The sequence below is a fragment of the Mycobacterium bohemicum DSM 44277 genome (assembly GCF_001053185.1).
GTDB lineage: Bacteria > Actinomycetota > Actinomycetes > Mycobacteriales > Mycobacteriaceae > Mycobacterium > Mycobacterium bohemicum.
Window position 1 is genome coordinate 327567 of the sequence record NZ_CSTD01000004.1, and the last position, 14652, is coordinate 342218.

At 70.9% G+C, this 14652-nt stretch carries 14 protein-coding genes and 3 pseudogenes; 5 read left to right on the forward strand and 12 right to left on the reverse strand.

Annotated features, from left to right (window positions below; translation table 11 throughout):
* Positions 1-22: 22 nt before the first annotated feature.
* From BN971_RS18855 to BN971_RS18875, 5 genes are read right to left on the reverse strand one after another with little or no spacing between them, the layout of a single operon-like run.
* Positions 23-1282 carry an acyl-CoA dehydrogenase family protein gene (locus BN971_RS18855; protein WP_085181339.1) on the reverse strand — a complete coding sequence of 420 codons (1260 nt, stop codon included), beginning with the start codon at positions 1280-1282 and terminating at the stop codon, positions 23-25.
* 4 nt (positions 1283-1286) lie between these two features.
* Entirely contained in the window at positions 1287-2477 is a 1191-nt protein-coding gene (locus tag BN971_RS18860) for a lipid-transfer protein (RefSeq protein WP_085181340.1), read from the reverse strand.
* A gap of 41 nt (positions 2478-2518) precedes the next feature.
* Entirely contained in the window at positions 2519-3421 is a 903-nt protein-coding gene (truB, locus tag BN971_RS18865; protein WP_085181341.1) for a tRNA pseudouridine(55) synthase TruB, read from the reverse strand.
* Positions 3418-4116: a 4'-phosphopantetheinyl transferase PptT gene (pptT, locus tag BN971_RS18870; protein ID WP_085181342.1), complete on the reverse strand. Its 699-nt coding sequence runs from the start codon at positions 4114-4116 to the stop codon at positions 3418-3420. The genes truB and pptT overlap by 4 nt, the downstream gene beginning before the upstream one ends.
* On the reverse strand, positions 4113-5078 hold the full coding sequence (locus BN971_RS18875; RefSeq protein WP_085181343.1) for a metallophosphoesterase family protein: 966 nt from the start codon (positions 5076-5078) through the stop codon (positions 4113-4115). The genes pptT and BN971_RS18875 overlap by 4 nt, the downstream gene beginning before the upstream one ends.
* A 106-nt stretch (positions 5079-5184) precedes the next feature.
* On the opposite strand from BN971_RS18875, the gene BN971_RS18880 reads away from it, so the two are divergent.
* Positions 5185-5769, forward strand: a complete 585-nt coding sequence (locus BN971_RS18880) for a DUF3558 domain-containing protein (protein ID WP_085181381.1) — start codon at positions 5185-5187, stop codon at positions 5767-5769.
* Positions 5770-5795: 26 nt separating this feature from the next.
* Entirely contained in the window at positions 5796-7499 is a 1704-nt protein-coding gene (locus tag BN971_RS18885) for a CocE/NonD family hydrolase (protein WP_085181344.1), read from the forward strand.
* On the opposite strand, the gene BN971_RS18890 is transcribed toward BN971_RS18885, so the two are convergent.
* Both BN971_RS18890 and BN971_RS18895 read right to left on the reverse strand, forming a co-directional pair.
* Complete coding sequence (locus tag BN971_RS18890; RefSeq protein ID WP_085181345.1) at positions 7458-8006, reverse strand: DUF1802 family protein; 549 nt, start codon at positions 8004-8006, stop codon at positions 7458-7460. The genes BN971_RS18885 and BN971_RS18890 overlap by 42 nt on opposite strands.
* Positions 8003-8266 carry a DUF2277 domain-containing protein gene (locus BN971_RS18895; protein ID WP_085181346.1) on the reverse strand — a complete coding sequence of 88 codons (264 nt, stop codon included), beginning with the start codon at positions 8264-8266 and terminating at the stop codon, positions 8003-8005. Before BN971_RS18895 ends, BN971_RS18890 begins: the two co-directional genes overlap by 4 nt.
* A gap of 164 nt (positions 8267-8430) precedes the next feature.
* Between BN971_RS18895 and BN971_RS18900 the strand changes: the two genes are divergently transcribed.
* Both BN971_RS18900 and BN971_RS18905 read left to right on the forward strand, forming a co-directional pair.
* On the forward strand, positions 8431-9180 hold the full coding sequence (locus tag BN971_RS18900; protein WP_085181347.1) for an enoyl-CoA hydratase: 750 nt from the start codon (positions 8431-8433) through the stop codon (positions 9178-9180).
* Positions 9181-9233: 53 nt separating this feature from the next.
* On the forward strand, positions 9234-9812 hold the full coding sequence (locus BN971_RS18905; RefSeq protein WP_085181348.1) for a hypothetical protein: 579 nt from the start codon (positions 9234-9236) through the stop codon (positions 9810-9812).
* A 7-nt stretch (positions 9813-9819) separates the two neighbouring features.
* Here BN971_RS18905 and BN971_RS18910 read toward each other — a convergent pair.
* From BN971_RS18910 to rimP, 5 genes and pseudogenes are all read right to left on the reverse strand, one after another.
* Positions 9820-10500 (reverse strand): annotated as a pseudogene (locus BN971_RS18910) (DHH family phosphoesterase); the annotation flags it as partial.
* 114 nt (positions 10501-10614) lie between these two features.
* Positions 10615-12195, reverse strand: a pseudogene (gene infB, locus BN971_RS18915) (translation initiation factor IF-2); the annotation flags it as partial.
* 3 nt (positions 12196-12198) lie between these two features.
* Positions 12199-12570, reverse strand: coding sequence for a YlxR family protein (locus BN971_RS18920; protein WP_170322199.1), 372 nt, complete (start codon positions 12568-12570; stop codon positions 12199-12201).
* A gap of 73 nt (positions 12571-12643) precedes the next feature.
* Entirely contained in the window at positions 12644-13684 is a 1041-nt protein-coding gene (gene nusA / locus BN971_RS18925; protein WP_085180843.1) for a transcription termination factor NusA, read from the reverse strand.
* Entirely contained in the window at positions 13684-14238 is a 555-nt protein-coding gene (gene rimP / locus BN971_RS18930) for a ribosome maturation factor RimP (RefSeq protein WP_085180842.1), read from the reverse strand. Before rimP ends, nusA begins: the two co-directional genes overlap by 1 nt.
* Positions 14239-14443: 205 nt before the next feature.
* On the opposite strand from rimP, the pseudogene BN971_RS18935 reads away from it, so the two are divergent.
* Positions 14444-14652 (forward strand): annotated as a pseudogene (locus BN971_RS18935) (hypothetical protein); the annotation flags it as partial.

Genomic DNA, 14652 nt, shown 5'->3' on the forward strand with positions numbered 1-14652 from the left:
AGCCGGGCGCGGCGGGTCGCCGTTAACCCAACAGGCCCCTGGCGATGTGGGTGACCTGCACCTCGTTGCTGCCGGCGTAGATCATCAACGACTTGGCGTCGCGCGCCAGCTGCTCGACGCGGTACTCGGCCATGTAGCCGTTGCCGCCGAACAGCTGGACCGCCTCCATCGCGACCTCGGTCGCCGCCTCGGAAGAATAGAGCTTGATCGCCGACGCCTCGGCCAGCGTCAGCGGCTTCCCCGCGCGCTGCCGCTCGATCGTCTGAAAGACCATGTTCTGCACGTTCATTCGGGCGATCTCCATCTGGGCGAGCTTGAGCTGGATCAGCTGGAACTGCCCGATGTTCTTGCCCCACAGGGTTCGCGTCTTGGCGTAATCCACGCACAGCCGGTGGCATTCGTTGATGATGCCCAGCGCCATCATCGCGATGCCGATCCGCTCGGCGGCGAAGTTGTCGCGGGCGCTGTCGCGGCCGTCGCCGCCGCGCTCCTCGTTCTCGCCGAGCAGCCGGTCGGGGGTCAGGCGCACGTCGTCGAAGAACAACTCGCCCGTCGGCGAGGACATCATGCCCATCTTCTTGAACGGCTTGCCCTGCGTGAGGCCCGGCATCCCCGAGTCGAGCACGAAGATCAGCACCGGCCGGTGGCGGCGGTCCACCGTCGGATCGCCGTCGTCGAGCTTGGCGTAGACCACCAGCACGTCGGCGCAGGGCCCGTTGGTGATGAACGTCTTCTGGCCGTTGAGGATGTAGGCCCCGTCCGCGTCGCCGGAGCGCCGCACCGTGGTCTTCATGCCGCCAAAGGCGTCCGAGCCGGAGTCGGGCTCCGTGATCGCCCACGCCGCGATCTTTTTCAGCGTCATCAGGTCGGGCAGCCAGCGCTCCTTCTGGGCGAGCGTGCCACGGCTCATGATCGTCGCCGCGCCCAGGCCAAGGCTGACCGACGCGGTGCTGAGCAGCCCGATGCTGACCCGGGCGATCTCCGAGACCAGCACCGCGACCATCGACGCCTGTTCGCCGGTGCCGAAACCGCCCGCGCCGCCGTCGTTTTCCTGATCGGCACCGGCACCGGCACCGGAGCCTCCGCGCTCGCGGTCCAGCATCTTCTTGACCGCCTCGGCGGCCATGACGTCCAAACCGAACTGGCTGAACAGTTTTCGCGCGATCGGATACGGCGACAAGGCGCCGGTTTCCAGCTCGTCGAGGTGCGGGCGGATCTCGGTGTCGACGAACTGCCGCACGGCGTCGCGGACCATCAGGTCCGTGTCAGACCACTCGATCACGGGCTCAGCGTTCGGCGCGCTGGTAGGCGGTGACGACGGCGGCCCCACCCAGCCCGATGTTGTGTTGCAGCGCCGCGGTGACGCCCTCGACCTGACGCTTGTCGGCGGTGCCGCGCAGTTGCCAGGTCAGCTCGGCGCACTGCGCCAGCCCGGTCGCGCCCAGCGGGTGCCCCTTGGAGATCAGGCCGCCCGACGGGTTGACCACCCAGCGCCCGCCGTAGGTGGTGTCGCCGTTGTCGATCAGCTTGGGCGCCTCGCCGGGTCCGCACAGGCCGAGCGCCTCGTAGAGCAGCAGCTCGTTGGCCGAGAAGCAGTCGTGCAGCTCGATGACCTGGAAATCGTCGGGGCCCAATCCACTCTGATCGTAAACACGTTGCGCGGCTTGAACATTCATGTCGTGACCGATGAGGTTTTTGGCGCTGCCGTCGAACGTCGACGCGAAGTCGGTGGTCATGGCCTGGCCGACGATCTCCACCGCTTGCTCGGCCAGCCCGTGGCGGTCGACGAAGCGCTCGGAGGCCACGACCGCGGCGCCCGAACCGTCGGAGGTCGGCGAGCACTGCAGCTTGGTCAGCGGGTCGGAGATCATCCGCGCGGCCAGGATGTCCTCGAGGGTGTAGGACTCCTGGAACTGCGCGTACGGGTTGTTCACGGAGTGCTTGTGGTTCTTGTAGCCGATCTTGGCGAAGTGCTCGGCCGTGGTGCCGTACTGCTTCATGTGCTCGCGGCCGGCGGCGCCGAACATCCAGGGGGCCACGGGCATTGCGAACTCGTCGATCTCGGCCATCGCCTTGACGTGGCGTCCCATCGGCGATTCGCGGTCGGACGCGCCGCCGCCCAGCGCGCCGGGCTGCATCTTCTCGAAGCCCAGCGCCAGCGCGCAGTCGGCTAGGCCGCCGCGGATCGCCTGGGCCGCCAGGAACAGCGCCGTCGAGCCGGTCGAGCAGTTGTTGTTGACGTTGACGATCGGGATGCCGGTCATGCCCAGCTCATAGAGCGCCCGCTGCCCCGACGTCGAGTCGCCGGCCACGTAGCCGACATAGCCCTGCTCGACCTCGCGGTAGTCCACGCCGGCGTCCGCCAGCGCCTTGGTCCCCGACTCCCGCGCCATGTCCGGGTAGTCCCAGCCCTCGCGGCGGCCCGGCTTCTCGAACTTCGTCATGCCGACGCCGACGACATAAACCTTGTTGGACATAACGCGCACCTCTCCGACGGGCTCCACTGATGCGGCTCAGACTATTCCCCCAGCGTCGCCGGGCGAATGACAACCACCGACTTGGTCCGCGCGCCCTCGTCGCGCAGCAGCGCGATCACCCTGCCGTCGGCGTCGGCGGCGGCATAGACGCCCTCGATCCCCGCCGCCGGCAGCGGGCGTCCGTGGCCGGTCGCCTCGGCCTCCTCGGCGGTGAGCTCGCGGCGCGCGAACATCAGCAGGCACGCCTCGTCCAGGGTCCAGGTCAGCCGCGGCCGCTCGGCGAGCTCGTCGAGCGGGACCGCGTCGGCCAGCGCGAAGCGCCCTACGCGGGTGCGCCGCAGCGCGGTCAGGTGCCCGCCCACGCCGAGCGCGGCACCCAGGTCACGGGCGAGCGCGCGGATGTAGGTCCCCGACGAACAGTCGACGTCGACGTCGAAGTCGACGAGCCGGTCGTGGGCTCGCACCGCAAGCAGCTCGAACCGGTCGATGCGGACCGGGCGCGGTTGCAGGTCGACGGTGTGACCCTCGCGGACCAACCGGTAGGCGCGGCGCCCGTCGACCTTGATCGCGCTGACCGCCGACGGCACCTGCTCGATGTCGCCGCGCAGCGCGGCCATCGCCGCCGCGATGTCTCCGGCCGTCACCTGCTCGGCCGAGACGGATTGCAGCAGTTCGCCTTCGGCGTCCTCGGTGGTGGTGGTCTGACCCAGCCGGATGGTCGCGGCGTACGACTTCGAGGCCCCGGAAAGCAAGCCGAGGATCTTGGTGGCCCGGCCGACGCCGACCACCAGCACGCCGGTCGCCATCGGGTCGAGCGTTCCCGCGTGGCCCACCCGACGGGTGGAGAACAGGCGCCGGCACCGCGCGACGACGTCGTGACTGGTCATGCCGGCGGGCTTGTCGACGACGACTATCCCGGCGCCGGTTCCCGTCCCGTCGCTCATAAGACGATGGCGGTTAGCACCAGGTCGCGGTCGACCGACCAGCGGCCCCGCAGCGCGCTCAGCGGCGGACCGGACAGCGCGGCCCCGTCGACCAGGATCTTGGAGACGAACGCCCCGGTGGTCCCGCGGCCGGCCGGGTCGACGTCGAACACGATGTGGGCGTCCTCGAAACCCAGCCAGCGCTTGGTCAGCGGAAACCACGCCTTGTAGGTTGCCTCCTTGGCGCAGAACAGGATCCGGTCCCAGTGCAGGCCGTCGGGCAGCGCGCCGATCTCGTGGCGTTCCTCGTCGAGCGCGATCGCGCCCAGCACGCCGTCGGGCAGGACGTCGTGCGGTTCGGCGTCGATGCCCACCGAGCGCACCGGGCCGGCCCGGCCCACCACCGCGCCGCGGTAACCCGTGCAGTGCGTGAGGCTGCCCACGACACCGTCGGGCCAGCACGGTTCGCCCTTGTCCCCCTTGAGGATCGGCGCGGGCGGCACCCCGAGCCGGCCGAGCGCCTGACGGGCGCAATGCCGGACCGTGATGAACTCGTTGCGCCGCTTGGCGACCGACTTGGCGATCAGCGGCTCCTCCTCGGGCATCGGCACGAGGCCCGGAGGGTCCGAATACAACTCGGCGAAGGCCAGGTCGTCGGCCCCCGAATCCAGCAGCGTCGCCGGCAGCACCGACGACACCAGCGCGCCCGGGGTCATCGGGCCTGCCGCTGCCGCACCCGTTCCCGGAACTTGGCCGCCTGCTGCCGCATCTCCGGGGTGATGACGAAGTGGCCGCCGAAGTCGTTGAGGTACCCCGCCGGGTACTGCGGGTCGGGCAGCACCTGGCGCAGCCAGGTGAACGGCTTGCGGCGCCGCCACTCCCGCGGGTAGCCGACCGAGACCTCCTCGAAGCGCACGTCGTCGTACCACGTGGTGCGCGGGATGTGCAGGTGGCCGTAGACCGAGCACACCGCGTTGTAGCGGGTGTGCCAATCGGCGGTTTTGGTGGTGCCGCACCACATCGCGAACTCCGGGTAGAACAGGGAGTCGCACGGCTCGCGCACCAGGGGGAAGTGGTTCACCAGCACGGTCGGTGTCAGCCAGTCCAGCTGTTCGAGGCGCGCGCGGGTGGCCGCCAGCCGCTCGCGGCACCACGCCTCGCGGGTGGGGTACGGCTCCGGGGACAGCAGGAACTCGTCGGTGGCCACCACGTTGCGTTCCCGCGCGATGGTCAGGCCCTCGGCCTTGGACGCGGCCCCCGCGGGCAGAAAGCTGTAGTCGTAGAGCAGGAACATCGGCACGATCGTGGCCGGGCCGCCGCGCTCGGTCCACACCGGGAAGGGGTGCTCGGGGGTGATGACGCCCAGCTCGTCGCACATGTGGACGAGGTAGTCGTAGCGCGCCTTCCCGAAGATCTGCATCGGGTCGCGGTTGGTGGTCCACAACTCGTGGTTGCCCGGGACCCAGATCACCTTCGCGAACCGGCGGCGCAGCACGTCGAGCGCCCAGCGGATCTCGTCGGTGCGTTCGGCGACGTCGCCCGCGACGATCAGCCAGTCCTCCGGCGAGGCCGGGTACAGCGATTCGGTCACCGGCTTGTTGCCCAGGTGACCGGTGTGCAGGTCGGAGACGGCCCACAGCGTGGGCTGCGCACCGTTCGTCGGTTCACCTCTGGCCACGATTACCCACCCTATCGACCGGGATCGGGCTGTGACGCCGACCACGCGACTTGTACACTCCCGGCAGGGACCGCCGAGCGCGCCCGGGCGGGGTAGGGAGGTGTCGATGTTGGCCAATGTGCGCTTGATCGGTGCCCTCGGCGCGCTGGCCGCGATGATCGCCGGGGGATTCCTCGGCGGGCGTTCAGCCCCGCCCGCACCGGGTGCGAGCGGTCCCGTCGAGCTGCGGGCGACCGCGGCACCGATGGAGACCACGATGAAGAGCCCCATCGTGGCGACCACCGACCCCCGGCCGTTCGACGCCTGCGAGGACATCCCGTTCGACGTCATCCAGCGGCTCGGCCTGGCGTTCACCCCGCCCGAGCACGAGGACGGGCTGCGCTGCCACTTCGACGCCGGCAACTACCAGATGGCCGTCGAGCCCATCATCTGGCGCACCTACGAGCAGTCGCTGCCCGCCGACGCCATCGAAACCACCATCGGGGGCCACCGCGCCGCGCAGTACTGGGTGCTCAAGCCCACCTACCACAACAGCTACTGGTACTTCTCCTGCATGGTGGTGTTCAAGACGAGCTACGGGTTGATCCAGCAGTCGCTGTACTTCTCGACCGTGTACTCCAACCCCGACGTCGACTGCATGTCCACCAACCTGCAACGGGCCAATGACCTCGCGTCCTACTACAAGTTCTAGGGCCCGATGGCCGTAACTTGGGCTGAGTGAGTACCGCCCCGGCGCGATCCGCGCGGCCCACCCCGGCCGCCCGGAGGGGACTCGGGGGCAAGGCCCTGGGCAGGCTCCTGGGGTTGCCGGCGCCGACCACCGAGTACACCGTCGACCGGGTGGACGTGCCGATGCGCGACGGGGTCCGCCTGGTGTCCGACCACTACACGCCGCGCACGCCCACGCCCACCGGCACCCTGCTCGCTCGCGGACCCTACGGCCGCGGATTCCCGTTCTCCCTCGTGTACGCCAGGCTGTTCGCGGCCCGGGGCTATCACGTCGTGGTGCAGAGCGTGCGCGGCACGTTCGGGTCCGGCGGGGTGTTCGAGCCGATGGTCAACGAGGCCGCCGACGCCGCCGACACGGTGAGCTGGCTGCGCGAACAGCCCTGGTTCACCGGGCGGTTCGCGACGGTCGGCGTGTCCTACCTGGGATTCACCCAGTGGGCGCTGCTCAGCGATCCGCCGCCCGAACTGGCCGCGGCCGTGATCACCGCCGGCCCCCACGATTTCGCCGAATCCGTCTGGGGCACGGGAGCTTTCACGATCAATGACTTCCTCGGCTGGAGCGATCTGGTCGGCCACCAGGAGGACCCCGGGCGCATCCGGCTCGCGCTGCGCCAGCTACGGTCCCGCCGACGGGTGGCCGAGGCGGCCGCCGCGGTGCCGCTGGGCACCTCGGCCCGGGCGCTGCTCGGCGCGGGCGCGCCGTGGTTCGAGTCGTGGGTCGAACACCCCGACATCGACGATTCTTTCTGGGACCGGATGCGCTTCACCGGGGCGCTGGACGGCGTGCGGGTGCCGGTGTTGCTGATCGGCGGTTGGCAGGACATCTTCATCAAGCAAACCCTGCGCCAATACCGGCACCTTCGCGACCGCGACGTCGACGTCGCGCTCAGCGTCGGCCCCTGGACCCACAACCAGCTGCTGACCAAGGGGCTGGCCACCAGCGCCCGGGAATCGCTGGACTGGCTCGACGCCCACCTGGGCGGCGCCGACCTGCGCCGGCCCAGCCCGGTGCACGTCTACGTCACCGGCCAGGGCTGGCGCGACCTGCCCGACTGGCCGCCCGCCACCACCGAACGCTCGCTGTACCTGCGCCCCGGCGGCTACCTGGGCGACACCGCGCCCGCGGGCCTGAAGGGGTTGGCGCCGGCCCGGTTTCGCTGCGACCCCGCCGATCCCACCCCCACCACCGGCGGCCCGCTGCTGTCGTCGGAGGGCGGCTACCGCGACGACAGCCGGCTCGCGGAGCGAAGCGACGTGCTGGCCTTCACCGGCCCCACCCTGACCCACGACCTGTGCATCTACGGGAGCCCGGTCGTCGAGCTGACCCACAGCTCCGACAATCCGCACGTCGACCTCTTCGTCCGGGTCAGCGAGGTCGACGCCAAGGGCCGGTCGCGGAACGTCAGCGACGGCTATCGGCGGCTCGGCGCGCCGACCCGCACGGTGCGCATCGAACTCGACGGGACGGCCCACCGGTTCCGCGCCGGATCACACATCCGGCTGCTGATCGCCGGCGCCTGGTTCCCGCGGTACGCCCCCAACCTGGGGATGGGCGAACCGACGCTCACCGCGGGCCGGTCGGCCCCGGCCACCCACACCGTGCGCTACGGCCGCTCCCGGCTGCGGCTTCCGGTGGGCCCGCTGGATCCGTCAGCAGACCGCGGCGCGGACCCGGTCGGCGACCGCGGCTAGCGCCGCCTCGGCGTGGACCGGTGGGCCCAGCGTCGCTCGCAGCGGCAGCTGAACCCAACTCGTGCAACCGGCATACTCGGGCAGCCGCGGCACCCGCACCGGCTCGGCCAACGGCATGGCGGACACAACCAGCACGGCCAGTTTGTGCTTAGGCCGGAAGTCCAGCCGGTCCGCACGCACCGACTCGGCGGTCCAGATGTGCAGGTCCTCGATGTCCGCGAGGCCGTCGGGCCGGTTGACCCGCAGCGCCGCAACGACTTTCGCGGCGGCCCGGACGGTGAGGTGTTCGGCGGTGCAGTCGGCGGCCGCAATGTCCAGCAGCGCGCGATGCTCCGGGCGGACGCGCTCGGCGTGGCTGTGCGCGACCGTCGGGAACAACAGGAACTCACCGGCCTCCACCTCGAACCGCTTCTCCCCGATGCCGCCCTTGCGCAGCAGGACCGTCTGCCGGCCGTCCAGCAGCGCGCGCACCACCGCGCTCCACTCCTTGAGCGCGGGTTGGGTCACCGGGCCATCCGCGCGATCACCTCGGGCCGGCGCAGCGGCGGAACGGTCTTCGGCGGCTGGCGCCGCTGCGGGAGGGCGGCCAGCAACCGCGTCGTCGTCTCGGTCACCTCGGCGACCGCCGCCTCGAACGCGTCGACATGGGCGGCCGACGGGCGCGCGATGCCGCTGACCTTGCGCACGTACTGGCGCGCCGCCGCCGCGATCTCGGTGGGGGTGGCCTCCGGCTGCAGGCCGCGCAGTTCGGTGATGTTCCGGCACATGGGAACCACGATAGGCGGCTCGGAGAACCGATCACCGTCATCGAGCCTGCGCTCAGGGCGCCGAGCGTGCGCCCGGGGAGAGAATTGCGGTGCATCGACGCTCTCAGCGCAGGCTCGGCGACGCCCTTCGAAGCCGCAGCGCCTGCGCTGACTACGGTTGCCCTATGACCGACGAGATCCTGCTGATTGACACCGACGAGCGGGTGCGCACCCTGACCCTCAACCGGCCGCAGTCCCGCAACGCGCTGTCCTCGGCGCTGCGGGATCAGTTCTTCGCGGCGCTCACCGAGGCCGACACCGACGACGACGTCGACGTCGTCATCGTCACCGGCGCCGACCCGGTGTTCTGCGCGGGCCTGGACCTCAAGGAGCTGGGCGGCCGGACGGCGCTGCCCGACATCTCGCCGCGGTGGCCGGCGATGACCAAGCCGGTGATCGGCGCGATCAACGGCGCCGCCGTCACCGGCGGCCTCGAGTTGGCGCTGTACTGCGACGTCCTCATCGCCTCGGAGCAGGCGCGCTTCGCCGACACCCACGCGCGGGTGGGGCTGCTGCCGACCTGGGGCCTGACCGTGCGGTTGCCGCAGAAGGTCGGCGTCGGCCTCGCCCGGCGGATGAGCCTCACCGGCGACTACCTGTCGGCCGCCGACGCGCTGCGCGCCGGGCTGGTCACCGAGGTGGTGCCGCACGACCAGCTGCTGGCCGCGGCCCGGCGGGTCGCGGCGTCGATCGTCGGCAACAACCAGGGGGCGGTGCGGGCGCTGCTGGCCTCCTATCACCGCATCGACGACACGCAGACCAGCGGCGGGCTCTGGCTGGAGGCGATGGCGGCCCGGCAGTTCCGGACCTCCGGCGACGACATCGCCGCCAACCGCGACGCCGTGCTGCAGCGCGGGCGGGCGCAGGTGCGCTAGCCCGATGCTGTGACAAGATCCCTGCAACAGCGGCGCGAGGTCTGGAGGCAACGATGCGTGCGGTCGTGGGCCCGGCCACGCGGCTTGTCGCCGCGCTGAGCCTGGCGGCGGCGGTCACCACGCTCGCTCCGCCCGTCGCCGCGCAGCCGCCGCCGGGGTTCCCCAACCTCGACGGCTTCACCGCCGTACCGGCCGACGGCTACGTCACGGCCCCACAACCGGGCGGCTCGCCGCGCATCAGCTTCTCCACCCCGTCCGCGCTGGTGTGCGACTTCTACGGCGGCGCGGCTCCCCCGCCGCAGCCCTCGCAGGACATCAAGTGCACCGGCGACATGCCCGGCATGGACGACCTGCCCTTCCCCGGCGCGGCCCGCTTGAGGCCGGGCGACTGCGTGGTCGGGGTGGCCAGCTTCAAGGGGCCCGGCTACGAACTGGCCCGAATGTCCTACGGCGGCTGCGACGGCAATCCCGCCGCCCTGCCGTCGGGCGGCAAGGTCCTGGGCGCCGGCCAGAAGGTTTCCTACCTCAACGTGACATGCGCGGTGGGCGCCGACAATCTCCTCGCCTGCCTGGACACCACCAGCGGGGAGCACGGGTTCGTGGTGCAGCGCTCGGGAAGCTGGTCCTTCTGACGGGCGCTCAGCCCAGGGCCGCGCGCAGCGAGGCCACGGCGTCGTCGATCGGGCCGCTGGTCGAGTAGCCGGCGGCGAGCCGATGCCCGCCGCCACCGAACGTCGAGGCGACCGACGCCAGGTCGACGTCGGCCTTGGCCCGCATCGACACCGACCACTCCCTCGGCCCGACCTCCTTGAAGACGGCCGCGACCTCCGCCTGCTGCGTGGTGCGCACGATGTCGACGATGCTCTCGACCTCTTCGGGGCGCGACGCGACAAAGTCGCGATTCTCGACGACCGCGTACACCAGCCCGCGGCCGCCGGCCGCGTCGGGCAGCAACTGGGCGGAGGCGAGCACCCGCGACAACAGCGGCAGCCACCCGAACGGGTGACTGTCCATCAGGGCGCGGCTGACCGCCGCGTTGTCCACGCCCGCATCGACCAGCCGGGCCGCCAGCCGCAGCCCGCGGGCGCTCGCCCAGCGGAACGACCCGGTGTCCATCATCAGCCCGGCGTAGATGCAGTGCGCGACGTCGGCGGTGATCCGCTCGCCCCAGGCGTCGAGGATCTCGGCGACCAGCAATGTCGTGGAGTCCGCCGACACGTCGATGAAGTTCGCGGTCCCGAACATCTCGTTGCTGGCGTGGTGGTCGATCACCAGCAGCGGCCGGCCCGGCGGGCACAGATCGCTCAGCGCGCCGAGCCGGTGGGGAAGCACCAGTTCTTCGATGACGGAACCGAAGAATGGGTGGGCTCGGCCTAGAGCCTCGCCGGGTCAGCTGAGGACCGACGGCTGCGCCAGGGAGTCCAGCGCTTCGTTGCCGCGCAGGGCCTTCTCGATCTCGTCGATGGCCTGGTAGATCACCGAGTAGTAGCGGATCTCCACGCCCTCGCGGTTGGCCAGCTCGGTGGCCTTACCCTCGGCGCGCACGTTGAACCCGATGATCACCGCGTCCGATGCCGACGCCAGGTTGACGTTGGTCTCGGTGATCCCGCCGACGCCACGGTCGATGACCCGCAGGGCCACCTCGTCGTCGACCTGGATGCCCATCAGGGCCTCCTCGAGCGCCTCGACCGTACCGGCGTTGTCGCCCTTGAGGATCAGGTTCAGCTGGCTGGTTTCCTTCAGCGCCGAGTCCAGGTCCTCCAGGCTGATCCGCTTGCGGGAACGCGCGGCCAGCGCGTTGCGCTTGCGGGCGCTGCGCCGGTCGGCGATCTGGCGGGCGATGCGGTCCTCGTCGACGACGAGGAAGTTGTCGCCGGCGCCGGGCACCGAGGTGAAGCCGATCACCTGCACCGGTCGCGACGGCAGCGCCTCCTCGACGTCCTCGCCGTGCTCGTCGACCATGCGGCGCACCCGGCCGTAGGCGTCCCCGGCGACCACCGAGTCCCCCACGCGCAGCGTGCCGCGCTGCACCAGCACCGTGGCCACCGGGCCGCGGCCGCGGTCCAGGTGGGCCTCGATCGCCACGCCCTGGGCCTCCATGTCGGGGTTGGCCCGCAGGTCCAGCGCGGCGTCGGCGGTCAGCAGGACCGCCTCCTCGAGCGCCTCGATGTTGGTGCCCTCCTTGGCGGAGATGTCCACGAACATCGTGTCGCCACCGAAATCTTCGGCGACGAGGCCGTATTCGGTGAGCTGCCCGCGGATCTTCTGCGGGTCGGCGCCCTCCTTGTCGATCTTGTTGACCGCCACCACGATCGGCACGTCGGCCGCCTGCGCGTGGTTGATCGCCTCCACGGTCTGCGGCATGACGCCGTCGTCGGCGGCGACCACCAGGATGGCGATGTCGGTGGCCTTGGCGCCGCGGGCACGCATGGCGGTGAACGCCTCGTGACCCGGGGTGTCGATGAAGGTGATCGGGCGGACGATGCCGTCGTGCTCCACGGTCACCTGGTAGGCGCCGATGTGCTGGGTGATGCCGCCGGCCTCGCCCTCGCGGACGCTGGCGTTGCGGATGGTGTCCAGCAGGCGGGTCTTACCGTGGTCGACGTGACCCATCACGGTCACCACCGGCGGGCGGACCTCCAGGTCGTCCTCGCCGCCCTCGTCCTCGCCGTAGGTCAGGTCGAAGGACTCCAGCAGCTCGCGGTCCTCGTCCTCGGGGCTGACGACCTGGACGTTGTAGTTCATCTCGCCGCCGAGCAGTTCGAGCGTCTCGTCGCCGACCGACTGCGTGGCCGTCACCATCTCGCCGAGGTTGAACAGCGCCTGCACCAGCGCGGCGGGGTTGGCGTCGATCTTCTCGGCGAAGTCGGAGAGCGACGCGCCGCGCGCCAGCCGGATGGTCTCGCCGTTGCCGTGCGGCAGCCGGACGCCGCCGACGACGGGCGCCTGCATCGAGTCGTATTCCTGGCGCTTCTGCCGCTTGGACTTGCGGCCGCGCCGGGGCGCGCCGCCGGGACTTCACGGTGTGCTCATGTTCTTTGCTACCTGTTCTGTTGCCGGGTGATCGCGCGCGCCTCGTGACTCGACGTGCTCGACCACCGCGGAGGTGTCCGGTGAACCGGTGATGCGCAGCGCTCGCGCGAAGGCACGCCGCCGAATCGCCTGGTGCACGCACCCCGGTGCGGGGTGCAGCCATGCACCTCGCCCCGGCAGGCTACTGCCCGCGTCAACGATCACGGCGTGTCCGCCGTTCCCCGTCGACACAGCCACCACTCGAAGCAGTTCGGCGGCCAACTCTCGCTTTCGGCACCCCACGCACGTCCGCACCGGTCCACCCGGGTGTCTGTGCGCCCAGCTGGTAAGGGAGACCGAAGGCTCGCGCTGGATCACGGCTCAGTCTAGCGTCACCCGACCGATGGTCCGAACCACCCGGCCCGCGCCACCGCGGGCCGGTGCGACCGGGCTATCCCTCGCGGGCCATGCCGTGGCTCGCGCCGTGTTCCGGCTGGCCCTCGGCGTGCGGTGAGTCACCGCGGATGTCGATGCGCCACCCGGTGAGCCGGGCGGCCAGCCGCGCGTTCTGGCCCTCCTTGCCGATGGCCAGCGACAGCTGGAAGTCCGGCACGACGACGCGGGCGGCGCGGCCGGCCTGGTCGATGATCGACACCGACACCACCTTGGCCGGCGACAGCGCGTTGGCGACGAACCGGGCCGGGTCCTCGTCGTAGTCGATGATGTCGATCTTCTCCCCGGACAGCTCGCTCATCACGTTGCGCACCCGCTGCCCCATCGGGCCGATGCAGGCCCCCTTCGCGTTCAGCCCGGGGACGTTGGACTTCACCGCGATCTTCGAGCGATGCCCGGCCTCGCGCGCCACCGCGACGATCTCGACCGATCCCTCGGCGATCTCGGGCACTTCCAGCGCGAACAGCTTCCGCACCAGGTTGGGGTGGGTGCGCGACAGCGTGATCAGCGGCTCGCGGGCACCGCGGGTCACGCCGATCACGTAGCAGCGCACCCGGTTGCCGTGTTCGTAGCTTTCGCCGGGCACTTGCTCGGCCGCTGGGATGACGCCCTCCGATGCCTTGGTCTCGCTGCCCATCCGCACGACGACCAGGCCGCGCGCGTTGGCCCGGCTGTCGCGCTGGATCACGCCGCCGACGATCTCGCCCTCGCGGGTGGAGAACTCCCCGTAGGTCCGCTCGTTCTCCGCGTCGCGGAATCGCTGCAGCATCACCTGGCGGGCGGTCGTCGCCGCGATGCGGCCGAAGCCCTCCGGGGTGTCGTCCCACTCGCTGATGACGTTGCCGTCCTCGTCGGTCTCGCGCGCCATCACCTGAACGGCCCCGGTCTTGCGGTCGATCTCGATGCGCGCGTCCTCCTGGTGGCCCTCGGTGTGCCGATAGGCGGTGAGCAGCGCGGACTTGATGGTCTCCAACAGCTCGGTGACCGAGATGCCCCGATCCACCTCGATCGCGTGCAGCGCGCCCATGTCGATGTTCATCAGCGCCGCTCCTCTCCCCCGGCGACTCCCCCGGCGCCCCGGCCCGCCTCGGTCAGCTCCGCCAGTTCCAGCTCCGCCGCCGCTGGTGGCGAAAACTCCACCTGCACAACGGCTTTGACGATGTCAGCGAGCGGGACGCGGCGCACGGCCCAACCCCTGCCGTCGCGGACCACGAACGCGATCGCATCGTCGCGGGTCTCGCCGACACGACCGGTCAACGCGGACCCGTCGGTCAGCGCGATCTCGACCTTGCGGCCGCGCGCACGGCGAAAGTGTTTGGCGCTGGTCAGCGGCCGCTCCACGCCGGGGGAGCTGACCTCGAGCACGTAGCGGTCGGCGATGTCGCCGAGGCCGTCCAGCAAAGTCGACGCCGACCGCGAAAGCGCGGCGATGGTGTCCAGGTCGGGAGGATCGTCGCCGTCGGCGACCACGGTGATCCGCGGCGGGCGCGTGCGAGCGTCGATGACCACGTCTTCGATCTCGTAGCCGGCGCGCGCGAACTCTCCACCGAGTAGCTCGATCACCTGCGTCTGCGAAGGTAGCCCGGTGGTCACGGCGAGCTCCTCATCTTGAGTTGTCCGGTCATCTGGTGGATGTCACCGCCCCTGGCCGGGGAGCGACTCCGGTGGCCCGCGAAGCATCCGGCGGTGGCCGCGCCACGGGAGCCAGCTATCAACGATACGCCAGGAATCGCGCATCGGGCGTGCTCGTGTCTCGCCCGTCGTGCCCGCCATCTCGGCGGTGCCCGCTGATGGCAGGATGTTGCTTGTGCCCAGCGCGATACCCGTCACCAACAGGCGAGGCGTGCTCGCAGGTGGCGTGGCTCTGGCCGCGCTGGGGGTGGTCGCATCGGCCTGCGGCAAGACGACGCCCAAGCCGCCGGCCGTCGAGGACCTGCTGGGGCCGTTGGACCAGGCCAGGAAGGACAGCGCGCTCGCCGGGGCCGCGGCCACGGCGGTCGGCAACCC